This is a genomic window from Metabacillus dongyingensis, from assembly GCF_019933155.2.
Classification (GTDB): Bacteria; Bacillota; Bacilli; order Bacillales; family Bacillaceae; genus Bacillus_P; species Bacillus_P dongyingensis.
The window spans coordinates 2,185,995-2,208,371 of sequence record NZ_CP082944.1; the positions used below are offsets into that span (position 1 = coordinate 2,185,995).

23 protein-coding genes are annotated in these 22,377 nt (G+C 41.1%); all 23 read left to right on the forward strand.

From position 1 onward, the window contains the following. The first annotated feature begins 148 nt into the window (after positions 1-148). The 23 genes from smc (at position 149) to hslU (ending at position 22,364) form a co-directional block, all read left to right on the forward strand. On the forward strand, positions 149-3,715 hold the full coding sequence (smc, locus tag K8L98_RS10815) for a chromosome segregation protein SMC (RefSeq protein ID WP_223442244.1): 3,567 nt from the start codon (positions 149-151) through the stop codon (positions 3,713-3,715). A 14-nt stretch (positions 3,716-3,729) separates the two neighbouring features. After that, positions 3,730-4,716: a signal recognition particle-docking protein FtsY gene (gene ftsY, locus K8L98_RS10820; RefSeq protein WP_223442247.1), complete on the forward strand. Its 987-nt coding sequence runs from the start codon at positions 3,730-3,732 to the stop codon at positions 4,714-4,716. A gap of 180 nt (positions 4,717-4,896) precedes the next feature. After that, the gene (locus tag K8L98_RS10825) at positions 4,897-5,229 is read left to right on the forward strand and encodes a putative DNA-binding protein (RefSeq protein WP_223442250.1); all 333 of its coding nucleotides are present in this window, start codon (positions 4,897-4,899) and stop codon (positions 5,227-5,229) included. Positions 5,230-5,241: 12 nt separating this feature from the next. Then, on the forward strand, positions 5,242-6,585 hold the full coding sequence (gene ffh, locus K8L98_RS10830) for a signal recognition particle protein (RefSeq protein WP_223442253.1): 1,344 nt from the start codon (positions 5,242-5,244) through the stop codon (positions 6,583-6,585). Positions 6,586-6,679: 94 nt separating this feature from the next. Beyond that, positions 6,680-6,952, forward strand: a complete 273-nt coding sequence (gene rpsP / locus K8L98_RS10835) for a 30S ribosomal protein S16 (protein WP_070877225.1) — start codon at positions 6,680-6,682, stop codon at positions 6,950-6,952. Between the two features lie 10 nt (positions 6,953-6,962). Further along, positions 6,963-7,193, forward strand: a complete 231-nt coding sequence (locus K8L98_RS10840) for a KH domain-containing protein (protein ID WP_223442256.1) — start codon at positions 6,963-6,965, stop codon at positions 7,191-7,193. Positions 7,194-7,285: 92 nt separating this feature from the next. After that, complete coding sequence (locus K8L98_RS10845; protein WP_223442259.1) at positions 7,286-7,666, forward strand: YlqD family protein; 381 nt, start codon at positions 7,286-7,288, stop codon at positions 7,664-7,666. Positions 7,667-7,678: 12 nt separating this feature from the next. Beyond that, complete coding sequence (gene rimM, locus K8L98_RS10850) at positions 7,679-8,203, forward strand: ribosome maturation factor RimM (protein WP_223442264.1); 525 nt, start codon at positions 7,679-7,681, stop codon at positions 8,201-8,203. Next, positions 8,200-8,931, forward strand: a complete 732-nt coding sequence (gene trmD, locus K8L98_RS10855) for a tRNA (guanosine(37)-N1)-methyltransferase TrmD (protein ID WP_223442268.1) — start codon at positions 8,200-8,202, stop codon at positions 8,929-8,931. The genes rimM and trmD overlap by 4 nt, the downstream gene beginning before the upstream one ends. Before the next feature lie 165 nt (positions 8,932-9,096). Continuing rightward, entirely contained in the window at positions 9,097-9,441 is a 345-nt protein-coding gene (rplS, locus tag K8L98_RS10860) for a 50S ribosomal protein L19 (RefSeq protein WP_223442272.1), read from the forward strand. Between the two features lie 126 nt (positions 9,442-9,567). Next, positions 9,568-10,101 carry a signal peptidase I gene (gene lepB, locus K8L98_RS10865; RefSeq protein ID WP_223442276.1) on the forward strand — a complete coding sequence of 178 codons (534 nt, stop codon included), beginning with the start codon at positions 9,568-9,570 and terminating at the stop codon, positions 10,099-10,101. A 21-nt stretch (positions 10,102-10,122) separates the two neighbouring features. After that, positions 10,123-10,980: a ribosome biogenesis GTPase YlqF gene (gene ylqF, locus K8L98_RS10870; RefSeq protein ID WP_223442279.1), complete on the forward strand. Its 858-nt coding sequence runs from the start codon at positions 10,123-10,125 to the stop codon at positions 10,978-10,980. A 135-nt stretch (positions 10,981-11,115) separates the two neighbouring features. Beyond that, a complete protein-coding gene (locus K8L98_RS10875; RefSeq protein WP_223442283.1) occupies positions 11,116-11,892 on the forward strand; it encodes a ribonuclease HII in 777 nt (258 codons plus the stop codon). Positions 11,893-11,944: 52 nt separating this feature from the next. Then, a complete protein-coding gene (locus K8L98_RS10880; protein WP_223442287.1) occupies positions 11,945-12,184 on the forward strand; it encodes a hypothetical protein in 240 nt (79 codons plus the stop codon). A 127-nt stretch (positions 12,185-12,311) separates the two neighbouring features. Then, on the forward strand, positions 12,312-12,476 hold the full coding sequence (locus K8L98_RS10885) for an EscU/YscU/HrcU family type III secretion system export apparatus switch protein (protein ID WP_223443330.1): 165 nt from the start codon (positions 12,312-12,314) through the stop codon (positions 12,474-12,476). 168 nt (positions 12,477-12,644) lie between these two features. Next, positions 12,645-13,805 (forward strand): ADP-forming succinate--CoA ligase subunit beta, encoded by a 1,161-nt coding sequence (gene sucC / locus K8L98_RS10890; protein ID WP_223442290.1) that lies wholly within the window; start codon positions 12,645-12,647, stop codon positions 13,803-13,805. Between the two features lie 19 nt (positions 13,806-13,824). After that, positions 13,825-14,727 (forward strand): succinate--CoA ligase subunit alpha, encoded by a 903-nt coding sequence (sucD, locus tag K8L98_RS10895; RefSeq protein ID WP_223442292.1) that lies wholly within the window; start codon positions 13,825-13,827, stop codon positions 14,725-14,727. Between the two features lie 136 nt (positions 14,728-14,863). After that, positions 14,864-15,745 carry a DNA-processing protein DprA gene (gene dprA / locus K8L98_RS10900; RefSeq protein ID WP_223442296.1) on the forward strand — a complete coding sequence of 294 codons (882 nt, stop codon included), beginning with the start codon at positions 14,864-14,866 and terminating at the stop codon, positions 15,743-15,745. Positions 15,746-15,968: 223 nt separating this feature from the next. Next, positions 15,969-18,044, forward strand: a complete 2,076-nt coding sequence (topA, locus tag K8L98_RS10905; RefSeq protein WP_223442299.1) for a type I DNA topoisomerase — start codon at positions 15,969-15,971, stop codon at positions 18,042-18,044. A 53-nt stretch (positions 18,045-18,097) separates the two neighbouring features. Beyond that, positions 18,098-19,405, forward strand: a complete 1,308-nt coding sequence (trmFO, locus tag K8L98_RS10910; RefSeq protein ID WP_223442302.1) for an FADH(2)-oxidizing methylenetetrahydrofolate--tRNA-(uracil(54)-C(5))-methyltransferase TrmFO — start codon at positions 18,098-18,100, stop codon at positions 19,403-19,405. A gap of 62 nt (positions 19,406-19,467) precedes the next feature. Next, entirely contained in the window at positions 19,468-20,376 is a 909-nt protein-coding gene (gene xerC, locus K8L98_RS10915; protein ID WP_223442305.1) for a tyrosine recombinase XerC, read from the forward strand. Between the two features lie 25 nt (positions 20,377-20,401). Continuing rightward, positions 20,402-20,944 (forward strand): ATP-dependent protease subunit HslV, encoded by a 543-nt coding sequence (gene hslV / locus K8L98_RS10920; protein WP_223442308.1) that lies wholly within the window; start codon positions 20,402-20,404, stop codon positions 20,942-20,944. 19 nt (positions 20,945-20,963) lie between these two features. Next, complete coding sequence (hslU, locus tag K8L98_RS10925; RefSeq protein WP_223442311.1) at positions 20,964-22,364, forward strand: ATP-dependent protease ATPase subunit HslU; 1,401 nt, start codon at positions 20,964-20,966, stop codon at positions 22,362-22,364. The last annotated feature ends 13 nt before the right edge of the window (positions 22,365-22,377 follow it).

Genomic DNA, 22,377 nt, shown 5'->3' on the forward strand with positions numbered 1-22,377 from the left:
ATGAGATAATAAGGTTTCCTTCAAGATTACTATTAAAATATCCGAGCATCTGAATGAATTGCGGGAAGGGGCTTTATCTTTTCAAACAAACTGGCATGAATTATGATAGAATATGGTTGATTTTAAAGAATAGTAGGGAGGATCCTAAATGTTCCTCAAACGTTTGGATATAGTAGGATTTAAATCATTCGCAGAGCGTGTGAATGTTGATTTTGTAAAAGGCGTGACCGCAGTAGTCGGACCCAACGGCAGCGGGAAAAGCAATATAACAGACGCCATCAGATGGGTGCTCGGCGAGCAGTCGGCACGATCTCTCCGGGGAACGAAAATGGAGGATATTATCTTTGCCGGCAGTGACTCGAGAAAAGGCGTAAATATGGCGGAGGTTACTCTGATCCTCGATAACGAAGATCAGTTTCTGCCGATTGATTATCATGAAGTATCGGTTACGAGAAGAGTGTACAGATCCGGTGAAAGTGACTTTTATATAAACAATCAGTCCTGCCGGCTGAAAGATATTGTGGATCTTTTTATGGATTCCGGTCTTGGCAAAGAAGCTTTTTCAATCATCAGCCAAGGAAAAGTGGAAGAAATCCTCAGCAGCAAAGCGGAGGAAAGACGCAGCATCTTTGAAGAAGCGGCAGGTGTTTTAAAATATAAAACACGAAAGAAAAAAGCTGAGTTCAAGCTGGCGGAAACGCAGGAAAATCTCAATCGTGTTCAAGATATTCTCCATGAGCTTGAAGGCCAGGTTGAGCCGCTTAAAATTCAGGCATCGATTGCAAAGGATTTTCTTGAGAAAAAAGAAGAGCTGGAGCAATTTGAAGTAGCACTCACTGTTTATGAAATTGAAGAGCTGCATAAAAAATGGGAGTCACTATCAGTGACTGTAGAGAATGGAAGACAGCAAGAAAGCAGTCTGTTCGCTTCTGTTCAAAAGAAAGAGGCTGAAATTGAACAAATCAGAGATCAGTCACAGGCTTTAGACGAATCTATAAACGATCTTCAGCAAGTGCTGCTCCTGGCAAGTGAGGACCTTGAAAAGCTTGAGGGCCGCAAAGAGGTGCTTAAAGAGCGAAAAAAAAATGCCCATCAGAATAAATCACAGCTTCAAAAAATAATCGAAGAAGCATCTGAACGCACGTCAGCTCTTGAAAATGAAAAGAAAACTCAGTCAGCATTATTGGAAAAGCTTCAAAAAGAAGTCAGCGATCTTAAAATGCAGCTGCAGGAAAAACAAACACTGCTGTCCACGTACGATCAAAACATTGAAGAGAAAATCGAATCTCTTAAAAGTGAATATTTTGATTTGCTGAATGCGCAGGCCCAGGCAAGAAATGAAATGACGTACATAGATGATCAAATGGATCAGCAAACAAAGAAAACCGGCCGGTTAAAAGAAGCGAATCAAAAATACATTAACGAGCGGAATGAGATTGAAGAGAAAAAGAGAAGACTTGAAGCAAAGCTCTCTTTACTTGAAGCTCAGCTGGATGAACAAATTAAAACCTTCCGTGCTGCACAGGCAAAATTAGAGAAGGATAAAGCAGCCTATCAAAAAAGAGAAACGTCTCTCTATCAAGCTTATCAATATTTGCAGCAGACGAAGTCGCGCAAAGAAATGCTTGAGGCCATGCAGGAGGATTACGCAGGCTTTTTCCAGGGTGTAAAGGAAGTGCTGAAGCAGCGCAATCAGCTCCAAGGCATTCATGGCGCCATTGCAGAGCTTATAACTACGGACAAGCAATTTGAAACAGCTGTAGAAATTGCCCTTGGAGGTGCTGCGCAGCATGTGGTGGTTGAAAACGAACAAGCTGCAAGAACAGCCATTTCTTATCTGAAGAAAAATGCGTTTGGACGGGCCACTTTTCTGCCATTAACCGTAATGAAGGAACGCACCGTTTCAGCGCATGATCTTCAAATGCTTAGAAGCCACAGTGCATTTAAAGGTATTGCCTCAGAATTGGTTTCTTTTAACCCCCGCTATCAGAGGGCTGTATCTAACTTGCTCGGCACAGTCGTTGTCACAGAAGATTTGAAGGGTGCAAATGAACTTGCTAAACTGCTAAACTACCGTTTTCGCTTTGTAACAGTGGGCGGAGATGTCGTAAATCCTGGAGGATCGATGACAGGCGGAGCAGTCAAGCAAAAAAACAATTCACTCTTAAGCCGCAGCCGAGAATTAGAAACGATTGACAAGCAATGCAGAGAAATGAGCGATAAAACAACTCAGCTGGAAGAAGATGTGAAATCACTGAAGCATTCGATTTCAGCTCAGGATCAGCAATTAGATGTTCAAAGAGAAAAAGGGGAACAGCTGAGGATTGAAACACAGGCAGTGAGGTCCGAACTGAGAGAGATGGAAATGAACGAGAAGAATGTTAACAATCATCTTTCTCTTTATGATGCTGAAAAAGAATCATATGAGGATGAACAGGCCAGAATGATAAAGCGGAAAGAAGAGCTTGCAGTACAGCTGGATGCTTCTATGGAAAAAATGAGGCATCTGGATGAGCTTATTGCCGAATTATCAGCTCAAAAAACTACTCAGCAGTCTTCAAAAGAAGAAGTTCAAAACGCAATAACAGATCTAAAAGTTGTTTTAGCAAGCAAAAAGCAATTACTCGAAAACCAGCTTGAAAAAGCAGAGCTGACGAAGCTTGAGCTTGATAATCAGCATAAGAAACTGACTGAAGCACGGGAAGATTTAAATTTCCTGCACGATGAAATGAATTCCAATTTCTCGGGCGAGGAAAAATTGGAGGAAACAGCCCGTCAAAAACGCGAGGACAAAAACAAAACGATTGAACTGATTTCCGTCAGACGGAATCAGCGCCTGAAACTTCAGGATCAGCTTGAAGTTTCTGAACGGGAAGTAAAAGAATTAAATAGGCAGCACAAGCAGCTTTCAGATCTTTTAAAAGATGAAGAGGTCAGATTAAATCGATTTGATGTAGAGCTTGATAATCGATTAAATCATTTGCGCGAGGAATACTTGCTTACATTTGAAGCGGCGAAGGAAAAATATGTTCTGGAGCTTGATGTGGGTGAGGCACGCAAGCGCGTAAAACTTATTAAGCTTGCGATTGAGGAGCTTGGAACTGTCAACCTTGGAGCGATCGATGAATATGAGAGGGTTTCAGAACGGTTCCATTTCCTGACTGATCAGCGCAATGATCTTCAAGAAGCCAAAGACACTCTCTATCAGGTCATAGGTGAAATGGATGAAGAAATGAAAAAGAGATTTCATCATACCTTCACCCAAATCAGATCTCATTTCGAGTCTGTCTTTCAAGCGTTATTTGGCGGCGGCCGTGCAGAGCTCAGACTTACAAACCCGGATGATTTGCTGAACACAGGAGTAGATATTGTCGCTCAGCCTCCAGGCAAAAAACTTCAAAACCTGGGTCTTTTATCTGGCGGAGAGCGTGCATTAACGGCAATCGCATTGCTTTTCTCCATTTTAAAAGTCCGTCCCGTGCCATTTTGCGTACTGGATGAGGTTGAAGCAGCGCTTGATGAGGCGAATGTCCACAGATTTTCTCAATACCTGAAGAAATTCAGCAAAGACACACAATTTATCGTCATTACCCACCGCAAAGGCACGATGGAAGATGCTGATGTTCTATATGGAGTCACCATGCAGGAGTCAGGCGTGTCTAAAATGGTATCGGTCCGCTTGGAAGAAACAAAAGAATTTGTGCAATCAGGATGAAAGGAAGAAGCTGAATGAGTTTTTTAAAAAAATTAAAAGAGAAATTTACACAGCAGCAGCCGGATTCTTCACCAGAAAAATTTAAAGACGGCCTGACAAAAACACGGGTCTCATTTTCAGAACGGGTAAATAACCTTGTAGCCCGCTACCGTAAAGTAGATGAAGAGTTTTTTGAAGAGCTTGAGGAGGTATTGATCGGTGCTGATGTTGGCGTTTCAACGGTGATGGAACTGATTGATGAGCTGAAAACAGAAGTTAAACGCCGCAACATTCAAGATTCAAAAGATGTCCGCTCTGTCATTTCAGAAAAACTTGTTGACATCTATCAAGGAGACGATGCTGAATCTCCAAAACTAGATATTCAAGAAGGCCGATTAAACGTCGTTTTGTTTGTTGGAGTAAACGGTGTCGGAAAAACAACGACGATCGGCAAACTCGCACACAAACTTAAGAGTGAGGGCAAGTCCGTCCTGCTCGCTGCAGGTGACACATTCCGCGCCGGTGCGATTGAACAGCTTGAAGTATGGGGAGAGCGCGTAGGAGTGGATGTGATCAAGCAGTCAGCCGGTTCAGATCCAGCTGCTGTTATGTTCGATGCAGTTCAGGCTGCAAAAGCCAGAAAAGTAGATGTTCTTTTATGCGATACGGCAGGACGCCTGCAAAATAAGGTAAACCTTATGAAAGAACTCGAAAAAGTGAAGCGCGTCATTGAACGTGAAATCCCTGGTGCCCCGCATGAAGTCATGCTCGTCCTTGACGCAACAACAGGTCAAAATGCCATGGTCCAGGCGAAACAATTTTCTCAGGCAACAGATGTATCAGGTATTGTCCTGACAAAACTTGATGGAACAGCAAAAGGCGGAATCGTCCTTGCTATCCGCAATGAACTGAGCATACCGGTGAAATATGTCGGCCTCGGCGAAAAAATGGATGACCTTCAGGAATTTGATGCAGAACAGTATGTATATGGACTATTTGCTGATTTAGTAGAAGAAGCATAAACAGATAAAACTGTCTCATGAAGCCGTGAATACGGCCACTGAGACAGTTTTTTTATTTCAAATCTAAACGGGCGCTTCCGCTTTTCGCTTAGTGTTAAGAAAAAAACTTGACATGGAATTCAATAGCTTGTAAACTAATGACTTGTAAAGGCAATTCCCTTAACAAAGGAGAGACGCTGAGTGATGCTTGAAAAAACAACGAGAGTAAATTATCTCTTTGACTTTTATCAATCGTTGTTAACACCAAAGCAAAAAAGCTATATGTCGCTTTATTATCTTGATGATTACTCCTTGGGAGAAATTGCTGAAGAGTACGACATTAGCCGGCAGGCCGTGTATGATAACATAAAACGAACTGAGGCAATGTTAGAGCAATATGAAACCAAACTATTGCTTTTTCGAAAATTTCAAGAGCGTCAACAATTGATTGAACAATTAAAAGCTGCAGCGTTCAAGGTTGATCATGAACGTTCACTTTTGACGCTGATTGAGGCGCTGGAGAAATTAGATTAGGAGGCGGCATGTATGGCATTTGAAGGATTAGCCGACCGACTGCAGAATACAATCGCAAAAATCCGCGGCAAAGGCAAAGTGTCGGAGTCTGATGTAAAAGAAATGATGCGTGAAGTGCGTTTAGCGCTTCTAGAAGCAGACGTTAACTTTAAAGTCGTAAAAGATTTCGTAAAAAAAGTAAGCGAACGGTCAGTAGGGCAGGAAGTTATGACAAGTTTAACTCCTGGCCAGCAGGTCATTAAAGTGGTTAAAGAAGAGCTGACCGCTTTAATGGGCGGCGAGCAGAGCAAAATTGCCGTCGCCAACAGACCCCCAACCGTTATTATGATGGTTGGACTGCAAGGTGCCGGTAAAACAACGACAACAGGAAAGCTTGCGAACCTGCTTCGAAAGAAACATAACCGCAATCCTCTTCTGGTCGCTGCAGATATTTACCGTCCAGCTGCCATCAAACAGCTTGAAACGCTTGGAAAACAGCTGAATATGCCTGTCTTTTCCCTGGGTGATCAAGTGAGTCCTGTTGAAATTGCCAAGCAGGCAATTGACCATGCAAAAAAAGAGCATCTTGATTACGTTCTGATTGATACAGCTGGCCGTCTTCATATTGATGAAACACTGATGGATGAGCTTTTGCAGGTAAAAGAATTATCAAAACCTGATGAAATCTTCCTCGTTGTTGATGCAATGACCGGACAGGATGCCGTAAATGTAGCGCAAAGCTTCAATGATCAGCTCGGCTTAACAGGCGTTGTCCTCACAAAGCTTGACGGTGACACTCGAGGCGGGGCTGCACTATCCATCAGATCTGTTACCCAAACACCGATTAAATTCGTTGGTCTTGGAGAAAAATTGGATGCGATTGAAGCATTTCATCCAGAACGCATGGCATCCCGTATTTTAGGAATGGGCGATGTTCTCACATTGATTGAGAAGGCACAGGCCAATGTGGATGAAGATAAAGCAAAAGAACTCGAACAAAAAATGAGGACTGCTTCGTTTACATTTGACGACTTCCTCGAACAGCTCGGACAAGTCCGCAGCATGGGGCCGCTTGATGAGCTTCTTGGAATGCTCCCTGGCGCCAACAAAATTAAAGGTTTAAAAAATGCTCAAGTCGATGAGAAACAGATTGGTTCTGTTGAAGCTATCATCCGTTCGATGACAAAGGAAGAAAAACAGCATCCTGAAATCATCAACTCTGGCCGCAGAAAACGAATTGCAAAAGGAAGCGGAACGACCGTACCGGAAGTTAACCGTCTTTTAAAGCAATTTGAGGACATGAAAAAGATGATGAAGCAAATGACGAGCATGTCAAAAGGGAAGAAAAAAGGCGGAATGAAATTTCCGTTTATGTAACAATTTTTAGGTGTTAAGAAAAAACACTTTACAAAGTGCTTTTTCATTGATATCATACTATCTTGTTGAAATATTTTCGGAGGTGCTTTATAAAATGGCAGTAAAAATTCGTTTAAAACGCATGGGAGCTAACAAATCTCCTTTCTATCGTATCGTAGTTGCAGATTCTCGTTCACCACGTGATGGACGTTTCATCGAAACAGTTGGAACTTACAATCCAGTTGCTAACCCGGCAATCGTTGACATCAACGAAGAGCTTGCTCTTAAATGGATGCAAAATGGTGCAAAGCCATCTGACACAGTTCGCAACTTGTTCTCAAACCAAGGCATTATGGAAAAATTCCATAACGCTAAACACAGCAAGTAAGGCTGAAACGATGATAGAGTTAATCGAGTCGATTGTGAAGCCGCTTGTTGACCATCCTGAAGATGTGTCTGTTGTAGAAAATGAACGTGAACATCAAATTGTCTACGAATTAACCTTACATCAAGATGATATCGGCAAGGTGATTGGAAAACACGGCCGGATAGCGAAGGCGATTCGGACTGTTGTATACGCAGCAGGATCTAACTCTAAAAAAAGAGTTCAGCTGGAAATTAATGATTAAGCAAAAAAAGGGGAGGTATAACCTCCTCTTTTTTTGTACAATGAAAGTGATGAATATCTCTGTTATTAGAATAGCTTACCGGAGGAATGGCGATGGAAATCTTCCAGACAGTTAGTGTCAAACAAATATTGACAGAAACGAGCAGGGAACAGCTTTTAAATCATTTCATGCAAACCAAACAGCAGCTGGAACGGGAAATTGATCAGCTCGCCTTTCAGCTCAAGAAAAAAGAAAAAACGAATCAGACAGAAGAAATGCGCAAACAATATCAGCGGGAAATATCTAAGCGGATGGATAAAATAAAAATAGCCGACTTTCAAATACAGCAAATACATACCCTGCCGCTTGGAAGCGAAATAAAAGAAAAAGAGATGAACGCCATTCTGGAGGTTCATGTCGGGGACCGCTGGGATGATCTTATAAAGGAAAAGACGATTGTAATCAAAGATGGTATTGTAGTCGAAATACGCTAGAGGTGAATGGGAATGACAGAAAAATGGTTTAATGTAGGAAAGATTGTAAATACTCATGGTGTAAAAGGAGAAGTCAGAGTTTTATCAACGACCGATTTTCCTGAAGAACGATATCAGAAAGGCAACGTTCTTTATCTCTTTCAATCTGAACAAAAAGAGCCTGTGGAAGTAAAAATAAAGACACATCGTTTTCATAAAACATTTGATCTTCTAACCTTTGAAGGGCATGCTTCTATTAATGATGTCGAGAAATATAAAAATTCTCTTATTAAAGTCCCTGAAAGCCAGTTAACAGATCTTGATGAGGGTGAGTATTATTTTCACGAAATTATAGGATGTACTGTTTTAACTGACGCCGGAGAGGAAATTGGAACGATTAAAGAAATTCTGGAAACAGGGGCCAATGACGTCTGGATTGTCAAAAGAAAAAACAAAAAGGATGCGTTAATTCCTTTCATTGACGACGTTGTTAAGGAAATTGATATTGAAGAAAAGCGCATTGTTATTTCATTAATGGAAGGACTAATTGACGAATGAGAATTGACTTCTTAACTCTCTTTCCGGAAATGTTTCATGGAGTAATCGGCAATTCCATTTTGAAAAAAGCGGAAGAAAAAGGTGCCGTCAGCTTTAAAGTAACTAATTTCAGAGATTACTCTGACCATAAACACTCCATTGTTGACGACTATCCATATGGCGGAGGAGCGGGCATGGTTCTTAAGCCGCAGCCTATATTCGATGCTGTACAAGATATTCAAAAGGAAAGTGCATCTGCCCCTAAAATTATTCTTGTATGCCCACAGGGTGAAACCTACAACCAGAGAAAAGCAGAGGAACTGGCAAAGGAAGAGCATCTTGTTTTTATCTGCGGACATTATGAAGGATATGACGAGAGAATCAGAGAGCATTTAGTAACGGATGAAATTTCGATTGGAGATTTTATTCTTACCGGCGGAGAACTTGCTTCAATGGTTATCGCTGACAGCGTCGTCAGGCTGCTTCCAGACGTTTTGGGCAATGAGGACTCACCTGTGCTCGATTCCTTCAGCACGGGGCTCCTGGAGCATCCTCACTACACTCGTCCATCTGACTTCCGCGGGATGAAGGTTCCGGATGTCTTAATCTCCGGCAATCATGCTAAAATTGATGAATGGCGGGAAAAAGAATCGCTTCGCCGGACTTTTGACAGGAGACCAGATTTGCTTAACTCCTTCGATCTATCAGACAAGCAGAAAAAGTGGATAGAAGAATTTAAAAAAGGCTAAATGCAGTATTGCATGAGAAGATTCGATATGATATGATGTTTCTTGTGATTTGGTTGCCTATAAAGTGTTTTTCCTTGAAAGGCATTTGGCGCTCATCACACTAAAACGGTGTTCCGCTGCATGATTTATTTTGTAATGAGCATCTGTTGGAAGGAGTTGAAAACGATGCAAAAACTAATTGAAGATATCACTAAAGAACAATTAAGATCTGATCTTCCTGCTTTCCGTCCTGGAGACACTGTACGTGTACACGTTAAAGTTGTTGAGGGAACTCGTGAGCGTGTTCAGATTTTTGAAGGTGTTGTCATTAAGCGTCGTGGTGGTGGAATCAGCGAAACTTTCACAGTTCGCAAGATTTCTTATGGGGTAGGCGTAGAACGTACATTCCCAGTTCACACACCTAAAATCGCACAGTTAGAAGTTATCCGTCGCGGTAAAGTACGCCGTGCGAAACTTTACTACTTGCGCGAATTACGCGGTAAAGCGGCTCGTATTAAAGAAATTCGATAATCGTTCGTACCAAAAAGGGCTTGTTTACTTTGAACAAGCCCTTTTTCTTAATGTAAACAATGGCTTAAAAAAGCTGACTATAAAAGATTCATGACAAAAACGTGTATGAGAAGGTGAGCTAAAAAGATGACTCGAAAAAAGAGCGAGTTGTTTGAATGGATCAAAGCACTCGCTATTGCAGTAATACTCGCAGCCGTAATCCGATATTTCTTATTTGCACCAATTGTTGTGGATGGATTGTCCATGATGCCTACCCTGCACGATCAGGACCGCATGATAGTTAATAAGATTGGCTATAAAATAGGTGAACCGGAGCGGTTTGATATTGTCGTTTTTCATGCAACCGAAGAAAAGGACTACATCAAAAGAGTCATTGGACTTCCGGGAGACCGTGTAGAATATCGTGATGATACGCTCTACATTAACGGAAAAGCCTATGAAGAGCCTTATTTAGATGAGTATAAAAACACGTTAATTGACGGACCTTTAACAGAACCGTTTACAGTTGAAGAAGTTCCTGAAGGCCAGTTGTTTGTAATGGGTGATAACCGCAGATACAGCAAAGACAGCCGCCATATCGGACCGGTATCCAAAGATGAGGTTATGGGAAAAACCAGTCTGATCTACTGGCCATTAAATGATATTCGATTTGTTGAGTAAAGAAATAAAGCAGGTGAAAGCATGACTATCCAATGGTTTCCCGGCCACATGGCCAAAGCAAGACGTCAAGTAACCGAAAAATTAAAGTTAATAGATATTGTTTTTGAACTTGTAGATGCGAGAATTCCAGTATCATCAAGAAATCCGATGATTGATGAAATTATATCGAGCAAACCGAGAATTGTGCTGCTGAATAAAGCTGACATGGCTGATCCGAAGGCGACACAGCAATGGCTTGCCTATTTCAAAGAGCAGGGAATTCACGCATTGCCGATAGACGCAAAAACTGGTACCGGCATGAAACAGATTGTTTCGATGTCAAAAGAAGTCCTGAAAGAAAAGTTTGACAGACTGGCTGCAAAAGGGGTTAGACCAAGAGCGATTCGCGCATTGATTATCGGCATTCCAAATGTCGGAAAGTCGACGCTTATCAACCGTCTGGCAAAGAAAAATATGGCGAAAACCGGAGATCGTCCGGGAGTCACTACTGCCCAGCAGTGGGTAAAAGTAGGCAAGGAGCTTGAGCTGCTTGATACTCCAGGAATTTTATGGCCTAAATTTGAAGATGAGCTTGTCGGGCTAAAGCTAGCAACTACAGGTGCTATAAAAGATGCTATCTTAAACCTTCAGGAAGTTGCGTTATATGCATTGGAATTTTTAAGCGAGAAGTATCCAAACCGGCTTAAAGAAAGATATGCACTTGAGGAAATCCCTGAAGATCGGGTAGAACTTTTTGATGCTGTAGCGAAAAAAAGAGGATGCATCATGTCTGGCGGCTGGGTGGACTACGATAAAACATCCGAGCTTCTCTTGAGAGAAATCCGCTCTGAAAAACTGGGACGCCTGAGCTTTGAAACGACAGAAAGCATTCAGCAATAAGAAAAGAAGACTCGCTATTTGGCGCGTCTTTATTTTTTTTGTAAATGAAGAATGATGAATTATAGGTCCAGGGTAATGAACTCAACTCTTGAACTATTGTATTGTACATACTGATAAATAAAGGCTGTGATTTCCATGAACAAACAAACAACTGAGCAAATCAGGCAAAAATTGGTTCAAATCGAACATACAGAGGACCCTTTTTTACTTGAATGCGGAAAAGATGAACGAAAAAGCGTACAAAAATTGGTCGAAAAATGGATGCGCGAATTTGAACAGAAGAAAAAAGATAAGCAGATGTTTGAAGACATGATGACATTTGAGCGGCAGGCAAGAGACAAGGGTTATAAATACATATGCGGAATTGATGAAGTCGGACGCGGTCCGCTGGCAGGACCTGTTGTGGCTGCGGCTGTTATCCTTCCTGAAGATTTTTTCCTGCCAGGGTTAACTGATTCCAAAAAACTGTCCGCAGAAAAAAGAGAGCTGTTTTTTGAGACAATCGTCAGTGAGTCTGTCGCTTATGGAATCGGGACGATTTCACCTGCCCAAATTGATGAGATGAACATCTATCAGGCTACTAAAGCTGCAATGCTGAAGGCTGTAGATGAGCTCGCTGTGCGGCCTGAGTATATGCTCATTGATGCGATGGAGATTGCCCTCCCGATCCCTCAAGAATCATTGATAAAAGGGGATGCAAGAAGCGTGAGCATCGCTGCGGCCTCCGTCGTGGCAAAAGTCACCAGGGATCGAATCATGAAAAAGCTTGCACAGAAATTTCCCCAGTACGGGTTCGATCATAATATGGGATATGGAACAAAGGCGCATCTTGAAGCTTTAAATCAGAATGGTGTAACAGACTATCACCGCAAGAGCTTTTCTCCTGTGAAAGAAATGGCATTTTGTAAATAAGGAGCAAAAAATCATTGCAGGTAAAAGGCAGATACTCCTTCAAAAAGAAGAAATGCCTGCATTCAGGAGGAACAGCATCGTTTATGGAAAGATCCTTGAAAAAAGCGGTGACCTTGCTGTCATACAAATTGGAGATTCTAAACTAAAGGAGATGATAGACAGCAGCCTTCCATCTTCAGGGACTAATTGGTTTGAGGTTAAATCCAGTAAAGAGGGCAATTCTGTTCTTCTGAAAATGCTGTCCAAAGCAGATTACCCGGAAGTGCCTTCAATGCACCGCAATTTATTTTGAAACTCATTACGGAATCAAATGCTGCCACAATAAAAGAGCATGCTGATTTCTTGCAGCGGGTGCTGCGGGAGAACCCTGGGATATCCAGAAAAGGCCTTCAGCAATTATTGCAGCATGCAGTGCAAAAATTAATCATGTTCCTGTTCTTGAGGATCCGTCATTAATTGAAATCCTTCATATGATGGAAGTGAATGAACAAATTCCGGAAGAACTTTATCAGACAGCAGCTGAAATATTTTCATTTATTTATCATGTTGATAAAGTCGCTGAAACCATGTCAGAGAAAAATTAAGAAATAGATTGGTAATATTTTATATTACTAGAAAAATAATTTTAGTGAAAAAGTTAGAAAAAAATAAAGGATTCGACGAATTTCTGCAGAATAGTAGACAAAGAAACAACTATTTTATAGAATGAAAGCGCAGTCTATTTTTTCGTACATAAGTTAGGAGGATGGGAAATGAATATCCATGAGTATCAAGGAAAAGAAATCCTTAGAAAATATGGAGTAGCAGTACCAAACGGCAAAGTTGCCTTCACAGTTGAAGAAGCTGTGTCAGCAGCAAAAGAATTAGGTACTGAAGTAGTAGTTGTAAAAGCTCAGATCCATGCGGGCGGCCGCGGAAAAGCTGGCGGGGTAAAAGTTGCTAAGAATATTGAAGAAGTAGAAACTTATGCGAATGAAATTTTAGGGAAAACGCTGGTTACCCACCAGACAGGTCCGGAAGGCAAAGAAGTAAAACGCTTACTTATTGAAGAAGGCTGCGATATTAAGAAAGAATACTATATCGGACTTGTACTCGACCGCGCGACTTCACGCGTTGTTTTAATGGCATCTGAAGAAGGCGGAACGGAAATTGAAGAAGTTGCAGAAGCAACTCCTGAAAAGATTTTCAAAGAAGTAATCGATCCTGCTGTAGGTTTACAAGCTTACCAGGCTCGCAGAATTGCTTTTAATATTAATATTCAGAAAGAATTAGTCGGACAGGCTGTTAAATTCATGATGAGCCTGTACAAAGCATTCACTGAAAAAGACTGTTCAATTGCTGAAATCAATCCTCTTGTTGTAACAGGAGACGGAAAAGTGATGGCACTGGATGCAAAATTAAATTTTGATTCAAATGCCCTTTACCGCAGAAAAGATATTCTTGAATACCGTGATCTTGATGAAGAAGATGCTAAAGAGATCGAAGCTTCTAAATATGACTTAAGCTATATTTCGTTAGATGGAAATATCGGCTGTATGGTTAATGGAGCAGGACTAGCAATGGCAACGATGGATATCATCAAGTACTACGGCGGGGACCCGGCAAACTTCCTGGACGTTGGGGGCGGCGCAACAGCTGAGAAGGTAACTGAAGCATTTAAGATTATCCTTTCAGATCAAAACGTAAAAGGGATTTTCGTCAACATTTTCGGCGGAATCATGAAATGTGACATTATCGCTCAGGGTGTTGTTGAGGCAACGAAACAAGTCGGCCTTGAAATTCCGTTAGTTGTCCGTTTAGAAGGTACAAACGTAGAGCTTGGCAAACAAATCTTAAATGAATCCGGTTTAAATATCACATCTGCAGAATCAATGGCTGATGGCGCACAAAAAATCGTATCTTTAGTAGGGTAAGAAAGGCAGGGGACTTAAGATGAGCGTATTTATTAACAAAGATACTAAAGTAATTGTACAGGGGATTACAGGATCTACTGCTCTATTTCATACAAAGCAAATGCTTGAGTATGGCACAAAAATAGTAGGCGGAGTTACACCGGGAAAAGGAAACACGGAAGTAGAAGGAGTTCCTGTCTTTAATACAGTTGAAGATGCTGTTAAAGAAACAGGCGCAAATGCATCAGTCATTTATGTTCCGGCACCATTTGCGGCAGATGCAATCATGGAAGCTGTTGATGCTGAACTTGATCTCGTTATCTGTATCACTGAACATATTCCGGTTCTTGATATGGTTAATGTGAAGCGTTACATGGAAGGCAAGAAAACCCGTCTTGTCGGACCAAACTGCCCGGGTGTCATCACACCTGATGAATGTAAAATCGGCATCATGCCTGGATATATTCATACAAAAGGACATGTTGGCGTTGTATCACGTTCAGGAACATTAACATATGAGGCTGTTCATCAGCTCACTCAGGCAGGCATTGGTCAATCTACAGCTGTAGGTATTGGCGGAGATCCTGTTAACGGCACAAACTTTATCGATGTTCTTAAGGCGTTCAACGAAGATGAGGACACATATGCAGTCATCATGATCGGCGAAATCGGCGGAACTGCTGAAGAAGAAGCCGCATTATGGATTAAAGAAAACATGACAAAGCCAGTTGTTGGCTTTATCGGCGGTCAAACAGCACCTCCTGGAAAGCGCATGGGCCATGCTGGTGCGATTATTTCAGGCGGAAAGGGTACTGCGGCCGAAAAGATCAAAACAATGAATGAGTGCGGCATCAAAGTTGCTGACACTCCATCTGTAATGGGTGATACATTAATTGAAGCTTTAAAAGAAAATAATTTGCTTGAAAAATGTAAAACACATTAAAAAGATTAGGGAATAGCTAAATATGCTATTCCCTTCTTTCTATATGGTTCTTTTCCAATACAAAATGAATACTTCGAAAATCAATCAAGATTTGTCTTCTATAAAAACTATATATAATAGTAGAAAGGGACTTAAAATGCTCGAAATAGAAAAAACGCTTATCCATTTATCCCACTGCAGGGGCTTTCGCCACCTGAATTTTTTCAAACTGCTTAAAGCCGATCCAACTTTAACATCCATATATGGGCTCTCAGATCAAGAGATCCAGCTGCTTTTCAAGCTCACAGATCAAACCCTTCCACAATTCCTTCAAGATTTCCACTCTTTTAACCTTCAAGACATAAAGGCTCATTATGAGGAACAAAACTTTCATATGCTCACTCTTTTTAATGACACCTACCCAGAACTGCTGCGTGAGATTCCAGATCCCCCTCCAATTCTATTTTATAAAGGTGACATCTCTCTTCTAAAATCAAAAAAAATGATCAGTATAGTAGGAACACGGAATCCTACAACATACGGCTCAAATGCGCTGAAAAAAATTGTGCCGCCCCTAGTCAGAGATGGATGGACCATTGTAAGCGGGCTGGCTAAAGGTATTGACGCTCTTGCTCATTGTGCCGCCTTAAATGAAAAGGGAGCAACAATCGGAGTTATAGCAGGGGGCTTGCATCACTTTTATCCTAAGGAAAATAAAGCTCTGTTTGAAAAAATGTCCTCTGAACAGCTTGTCCTCTCTGAACATCCTCCAAATGTAAAACCTCAAAAATGGCACTTTCCTCAAAGAAACCGGATTATTAGCGGCTTGAGCCTTGGAACAGTTGTGATGCAGGCTAAAGAGAAAAGCGGATCGCTGATTACGGCTAACACTGCAATAGATCAGGGGAGACAGGTTTTTGCTGTTCCGGGGTCTATATTTGATGATTTCTCTGCTGGAGCGAATCAGCTGATCAAGCAGGGAGCATACCTCGCAGAAGACGGCAGCGATATCATAAATGATCTCTTTTTGCAGGTATAATAAGCGTTATTTTCCTTCTTATGTTCATTTACTGTTTGACAAACTGCATAACTATATTTAATAATAGTGGAGATTTAACCTGTTTAAGCAAATCATGGAAGGTATGCGTTTCTCTTTGTATGCGGGCAGGAATATCATTTCATTTAAAAGATAAACACATAAATTGAAAAAAGTGAAAGTATGAAAATAAAGAGAGAGAACACCTCTTTAAGGAGGATCATGTATGTCGGATTTTTTAGTGATTGTTGAATCGCCGGCAAAAGCGAAAACAATCGAACGATATCTAGGGAAAAAATATAAGGTTAAAGCTTCTATGGGGCATGTCCGCGATCTTCCAAGAAGTCAGATCGGCGTAGACACTGAGGGGAATTACGAACCGAAATATATTACTATTCGGGGAAAAGGGCCGGTCCTTAAAGAATTAAAAACAGCAGCAAAAAAAGCAAAAAAAGTCTATCTCGCAGCTGACCCGGATCGCGAAGGGGAAGCCATTGCCTGGCACCTCGCTCATAGTCTTGACGTTGACGTTCTGTCAGACTGCCGAGTTGTTTTCAATGAGATAACAAAGGATGCCATTAAAGAATCATTTAAACATCCTCGTCCCATCAACATGGATTTAGTTGATGCTCAGCAGGCGAGACGGATTCTGGACAGATTAGTCGGTTACAAAATCAGCCCGATTCTCTGGAAAAAAGTAAAAAAAGGGTTAAGTGCGGGACGCGTTCAGTCTGTTGCTGTCCGTTTAATCATTGACCGCGAAAAAGAAATAAAAGCATTTGTTCCGGAAGAATACTGGACAATAGAAAGTCAATTCTTAAAAGACCAAGATCTTTTCGATGGTGCATTCTTTGGGATCAACGGAAAAAAAGCTGAATTAAAAACCGAAGCTGATGTTAACAACGTGTTAAATAAAATCAAAGGCAACAATTTTACAGTCACAAACGTTTCGAAAAAAGAAAGAAAACGTAATCCTGCAGTACCATTTACAACATCCACACTTCAGCAGGAAGCGGCACGTAAATTAAATTTCAGAGCGAAAAAGACAATGATGATTGCCCAGCAGCTATACGAAGGAATGGACCTTGGAAAAGAGGGAACTGTCGGTCTGATTACGTACATGCGTACAGATTCTACAAGAATTTCCGAAACAGCCCAGCAAGAAGCATTTACTTTCATTGAACAGAAATATGGCAAAGAATTTACGAATACAGCCAAAAAGGCTGCGAAGAAAAATTCAAATACCCAAGATGCCCATGAGGCGATCCGCCCTACTTCAACTTTGAAGGATCCCGCATCTTTAAAAGAATTCTTAAGCCGCGATCAGCTGCGTTTATACAAACTGATCTGGGAACGTTTTGTAGCAAGTCAAATGGCATCGGCCGTACTCGATACAATGAGCGTCGATTTAAACAATAACGATGTGATGTTCAGAGCAAATGGCTCCAAAATTAAATTTCCGGGATTTATGAAAGTGTATGTCGAAGGAAATGATGATGGAGTGGAGGAGAAGGACCGCATGCTTCCTGATTTACAAAATGGAGATGTGGTTTATTCAAAAGATATAGAACCTGCTCAGCATTTCACTCAGCCACCTCCGCGATATACAGAGGCAAGACTTGTGAAAACCCTTGAAGAGCTGGGAATAGGCAGACCGTCCACTTATGCACCTACTCTTGATACGATTCAGAAAAGAGGATATGTTGCCCTTGATAATAAACGTTTTATTCCGACTGAGCTTGGTGAAATCGTTCTTGAATTGATCATGGAATTTTTCCCTGAAATCATAAATGTTGAATTTACGGCTAAAATGGAAAACAGTCTTGATGAAATTGAAGACGGAAATGTACAATGGGTCAATATCATTGACGATTTCTACAAAGATTTTGCAAAGCGCCTGGAAGTCGCTGAAAATGAAATGGAAGAAATCGAAATTAAAGATGAACCGGCAGGTGTTGACTGTGAAGAATGCGGCAACCCAATGGTGTTTAAGATGGGGCGTTACGGAAAATTCATGGCTTGCTCGAATTTCCCTGATTGCCGCAATACAAAACCGATTGTGAAAGAAATCGGGGTTCCATGTCCGAAATGTGAAAAAGGAAATATTGTCGAAAGAAAATCAAAGAAACGCCGCATTTTCTATGGCTGTGATCAGTTTCCAGAATGTGACTTCCTATCATGGGATAAACCGATTGCAAGATCATGTCCGAAATGTGATAATATGCTAGTTGAGAAAAAACTTAAAAAGGGCATGCAGGTACAGTGCGTGAACTGTGATTATAAAGAAGAACAGCAAAAGTAAAGGTGAGCGAAGTCTTGCTCACCTTCTTTATGTGTTTTATGGAGGTTAAACAAATGAACAATAAAACAGTAAATGTAATTGGAGCCGGTCTTGCCGGAAGTGAAGCAGCATGGCAGCTTGCAAATCGCGGAGTCCAGGTAAACTTGTATGAAATGAGACCGGTTAAACAAACACCTGCTCATCATACAGATAAATTTGCAGAGTTGGTGTGCAGTAATTCACTGCGTGCTAATGGTTTAACAAATGCAGTAGGCGTTCTGAAAGAAGAAATGAGAATGTTTGATTCAGTCATTATTAAATCTGCTGACGATTGTGCAGTACCAGCTGGGGGCGCATTGGCAGTTGACCGTCACGAATTTGCAGCCCTTGTTACGGATCGTGTAAAAGGACATCCGAATGTTAAGGTCATCACTGACGAAGTAACTGAAATCCCCGCTGGTCCTACAATTATTGCAACTGGTCCGCTTACTTCTAAAGCATTATCCGAGCAATTAAAGGCTCTTACGGGAGAAGAATATTTATACTTTTATGATGCAGCTGCACCAATTCTTGAAAAAGACAGCATTGACATGGACAAGGTATACTTGAAATCCCGTTATGATAAAGGCGAAGCAGCATATTTAAACTGCCCGATGACAGAAGAAGAGTTTGATCGTTTCTATGATGCGCTTATTGAAGCAGAAACAGTTCCTCTAAAAGAATTTGAAAAGGAAATTTTCTTTGAAGGTTGCATGCCGATTGAAGTAATGGCAAAACGCGGTAAAAAGACGATGCTTTTTGGACCGCTTAAACCTGTTGGACTTGAAGATCCGAAGACCGGAAAAAGACCTCATGCGGTCGTTCAGCTCAGACAGGATGATGCTGCCGGCACACTTTATAACATTGTCGGTTTTCAGACACATTTAAAATGGGGTCCTCAAAAAGAAGTATTGAAGCTGATTCCAGGATTAGAGAATGCAGAGATTGTCAGATACGGTGTTATGCACAGGAATACATTCATTAATTCTCCTAAAATGCTGAAGCCGACTTATCAGTATAAAGAGAGAGAAGATCTGTTCTTTGCAGGTCAAATGACAGGCGTTGAAGGATATGTGGAATCTGCTGCTTCTGGCTTATTAGCCGGCATCAATGCTGCTAAATATGTTCTCGGAGAAGAAATGCTTGTCCTTCCTCATGAGACAGCTATGGGAAGCATGGCAAGATATATTACAACAGCAAATCCTGACAATTTCCAGCCGATGAATGCGAATTTTGGCATTTTTGCAGAGCTTCCGGAGCGTATTAAAAATAAAAAAGAACGCTATGAAAGATACGCTAACAGAGCGCTGGAAACAATTCAAAAAATTTCGAAAAAATCATAGAAATCATTTGCAAGGGCTGCTGAATGTGTGATAACATTTAGTAGCCCTTGTGAGGTGTTAAGATGGAAAATGTTAAGAATTCTTTAAGTTTGTTCGTAGAATATTTACAAATTGAGAAAAACTATTCACAATATACAATTGTGAATTATGTTGCTGATATAGAAGATTTTTTTATATTTATGAAGGAACAATCTTTGATTGATCTTCAGCTCATTACATATTCTGATACAAGATTATACTTAACTCAGCTGCATCAAAAAAATTTTGCCAGAAAAACGATTTCAAGAAAAATTTCTTCGTTAAGGAGCTTTTACAGATTCCTTAATCGGGAAAGGCTAGCAGCAGAAAATCCATTTGCGAGTGTCTCTCTTCCGAAAAAAGAGCAGAGGCTGCCTCAATACTTATATGAAAAAGAGCTCGAGCAGCTGTTTACTCTATCAGATCCTGCTACTGCAGCCGGCCAGAGAAATCAGGCATTGCTTGAAGTTTTATATGGTACAGGTATAAGGGTAAGCGAATTGTGTCAAATAAGGCTTTCCGATCTTGACTTGCATATTGGCACTGTCCTTGTAAACGGAAAAGGCGGAAAACAGCGCTATGTTCCCTTTGGAAGCTTTGCACAGGACACTTTGGAACTTTATCTATCTTCAGGAAGAAAGCAGCTGCTTCTTAAAGATAAACAAACCGGTGATCATGATCATCTCTTTGTCAATCAGCGGGGCGGACCTTTATCTGTTAGAGGGGTCCGGCACATTTTAAATGAAATGATTAAGAAGACTTCTTCAACCATGAATATCAGCCCGCATATGTTCAGGCATACGTTTGCGACACACCTTTTGAATGAAGGTGCTGATATGAGAAGCGTTCAGGAGCTTTTAGGTCATTCCCATTTATCTTCTACACAAATCTATACTCATGTGACAAAAGATCATTTACGAAACATTTATATGTCTCATCATCCGCGTGCTTAAAGAAAAAGATTATGGAGGTATTTGTATGTCTCAATTTCATGCTACGACCATTTTTGCGATCCAGCACAACGGCAAATGTGCAATGGCAGGCGACGGTCAAGTAACATTCGGCAATGCAGTTGTAATGAAACACACTGCAAAAAAAGTGCGAAAGCTGTTTAACGGCAAGGTCATTGCTGGATTTGCCGGTTCAGTAGCTGATGCGTTCACTTTATTTGAAATGTTTGAAGGAAAGCTTGAAGAATACAATGGGAATCTCCAGCGTGCGGCGGTCGAGCTTGCGAAAGAATGGCGCAGCGATAAAGTGCTGCGAAAGCTTGAGGCTATGCTCATCGTCATGAACGAGGAAGATATCCTCCTCATTTCTGGTACAGGCGAAGTGATCGAACCTGATGACGGGATTTTAGCGATTGGATCTGGCGGAAATTATGCTCTCTCAGCAGGAAGAGCGCTTAAAAGATATTCTGGAGATGCACTCTCAGCAAAAGAAATAGCAGAAGCAGCACTTCAGATGGCCGGAGAAATTTGCGTTTATACAAATCTGAATATAACGGTAGAAGAGTTATAAAGAGAGGAGTTATGATCAAATGAAAGAAATGACGCCGAGACAAATTGTAGAACGATTGGATCAATATATTGTTGGTCAGAAAGACGCAAAAAAAGCGGTTGCTGTTGCTTTAAGAAACCGTTACCGCAGAAGTCTGCTGTCAGAAAATCTTCGCGATGAAGTTGTGCCAAAAAACATTTTAATGATTGGACCTACCGGTGTAGGCAAGACGGAAATTGCAAGAAGAATTGCAAAGCTAGTAGGTGCTCCTTTCATAAAAGTTGAAGCAACCAAATTCACTGAGGTCGGCTACGTTGGACGTGATGTTGAATCAATGGTCCGTGATCTAGTTGAAACATCAGTCCGATTAGTAAAAGAAGAAAAAATGACAGAAGTAAAATCTTCAGCTGAAGAAAATGCCAATAGAAGACTTGTAGAACTATTAGTTCCAGGCAAGAAAAAGCAAACATCTTATAAAAACCCATTAGAAATGCTTTTCGGCGGTGCTCAGGGCACCTCACAAGAACAAGATGATTATTCAGCTGAAGAGCAGTCTACAGAAGAAAAAAGACGCAAAATTGCCCATCAGCTTGCTTTAGGCGAACTAGAAGACCACCATGTCACAGTGGAAGTAGAAGAACAGCATGCTTCAATGTTTGATATGCTTCAAGGATCGGGTATGGAACAAATGGGCATGAACATGCAGGACGCATTAAGCAGCTTTATGCCTAAAAAGAAGAAAAAACGCAAGCTTACGGTACGCGAGGCGCGAAAAGTTCTGACTAGTGAAGAAGCGCAAAAACTGATTGATATGGATGATGTTACTCAAGACGCCGTTTTGCGCGCAGAGCAAATGGGCATCATTTTCATAGATGAAATCGACAAAATCGCCAAGAAGAATCAAGCTGGTTCTTCAGCTGATGTATCCAGAGAAGGAGTTCAGCGCGATATCCTACCGATCGTTGAAGGATCAACAGTGGTAACAAAATACGGATCTGTCAAAACAGATCATGTGCTGTTCATTGCTGCAGGGGCATTCCATATTGCAAAACCGTCTGATTTAATACCGGAGCTTCAGGGCAGATTCCCAATCCGAGTTGAATTGACTAAATTAAATGTTGAAGATTTTGTTCGGATTTTAACAGAGCCTGATAATGCTCTGCTGAAGCAATATACGGCTTTATTGGAAACAGAAGGTATACAACTTGAATTTTCTGACGATGCTATTCGTAAGATTGCAGAGGTTGCATTCCAGGTCAATCAGGACACGGATAATATCGGGGCAAGAAGACTTCATACGATACTTGAAAGACTTCTCGAAGACCTTTCATTTGAAGCACCCGAGATCACATTAGATAAAATAGCGATCACTCCTCAGTATGTTGAGGATAAATTAAGCAAAATTGCTAAAAACAAAGACTTAAGTCAATTTATTTTATAATTACATATTTCCA

Excerpts from the sequence above, each read along its gene's own strand:
- lepB (WP_223442276.1), top strand. The coding sequence starts at position 9,568 with ATGACTCGAAAAAAGAGCGAGTTGTTTGAATGGATCAAAGCACTCGCT.
- trmFO (WP_223442302.1), top strand. The coding sequence starts at position 18,098 with ATGAACAATAAAACAGTAAATGTAATTGGAGCCGGTCTTGCCGGAAGT.
- xerC (WP_223442305.1), top strand. The coding sequence starts at position 19,468 with ATGGAAAATGTTAAGAATTCTTTAAGTTTGTTCGTAGAATATTTACAA.
- rpsP (WP_070877225.1), top strand. The coding sequence starts at position 6,680 with ATGGCAGTAAAAATTCGTTTAAAACGCATGGGAGCTAACAAATCTCCT.
- ffh (WP_223442253.1), top strand. The coding sequence starts at position 5,242 with ATGGCATTTGAAGGATTAGCCGACCGACTGCAGAATACAATCGCAAAA.
- sucC (WP_223442290.1), top strand. The coding sequence starts at position 12,645 with ATGAATATCCATGAGTATCAAGGAAAAGAAATCCTTAGAAAATATGGA.
- K8L98_RS10875 (WP_223442283.1), top strand. The coding sequence starts at position 11,116 with ATGAACAAACAAACAACTGAGCAAATCAGGCAAAAATTGGTTCAAATC.
- topA (WP_223442299.1), top strand. The coding sequence starts at position 15,969 with ATGTCGGATTTTTTAGTGATTGTTGAATCGCCGGCAAAAGCGAAAACA.
- rimM (WP_223442264.1), top strand. The coding sequence starts at position 7,679 with ATGACAGAAAAATGGTTTAATGTAGGAAAGATTGTAAATACTCATGGT.
- trmD (WP_223442268.1), top strand. The coding sequence starts at position 8,200 with ATGAGAATTGACTTCTTAACTCTCTTTCCGGAAATGTTTCATGGAGTA.
- rplS (WP_223442272.1), top strand. The coding sequence starts at position 9,097 with ATGCAAAAACTAATTGAAGATATCACTAAAGAACAATTAAGATCTGAT.
- ylqF (WP_223442279.1), top strand. The coding sequence starts at position 10,123 with ATGACTATCCAATGGTTTCCCGGCCACATGGCCAAAGCAAGACGTCAA.
- hslV (WP_223442308.1), top strand. The coding sequence starts at position 20,402 with ATGTCTCAATTTCATGCTACGACCATTTTTGCGATCCAGCACAACGGC.
- K8L98_RS10845 (WP_223442259.1), top strand. The coding sequence starts at position 7,286 with ATGGAAATCTTCCAGACAGTTAGTGTCAAACAAATATTGACAGAAACG.
- K8L98_RS10840 (WP_223442256.1), top strand. The coding sequence starts at position 6,963 with ATGATAGAGTTAATCGAGTCGATTGTGAAGCCGCTTGTTGACCATCCT.
- sucD (WP_223442292.1), top strand. The coding sequence starts at position 13,825 with ATGAGCGTATTTATTAACAAAGATACTAAAGTAATTGTACAGGGGATT.
- hslU (WP_223442311.1), top strand. The coding sequence starts at position 20,964 with ATGAAAGAAATGACGCCGAGACAAATTGTAGAACGATTGGATCAATAT.
- dprA (WP_223442296.1), top strand. The coding sequence starts at position 14,864 with ATGCTCGAAATAGAAAAAACGCTTATCCATTTATCCCACTGCAGGGGC.
- smc (WP_223442244.1), top strand. The coding sequence starts at position 149 with ATGTTCCTCAAACGTTTGGATATAGTAGGATTTAAATCATTCGCAGAG.
- ftsY (WP_223442247.1), top strand. The coding sequence starts at position 3,730 with ATGAGTTTTTTAAAAAAATTAAAAGAGAAATTTACACAGCAGCAGCCG.
- K8L98_RS10880 (WP_223442287.1), top strand. The coding sequence starts at position 11,945 with ATGCCTGCATTCAGGAGGAACAGCATCGTTTATGGAAAGATCCTTGAA.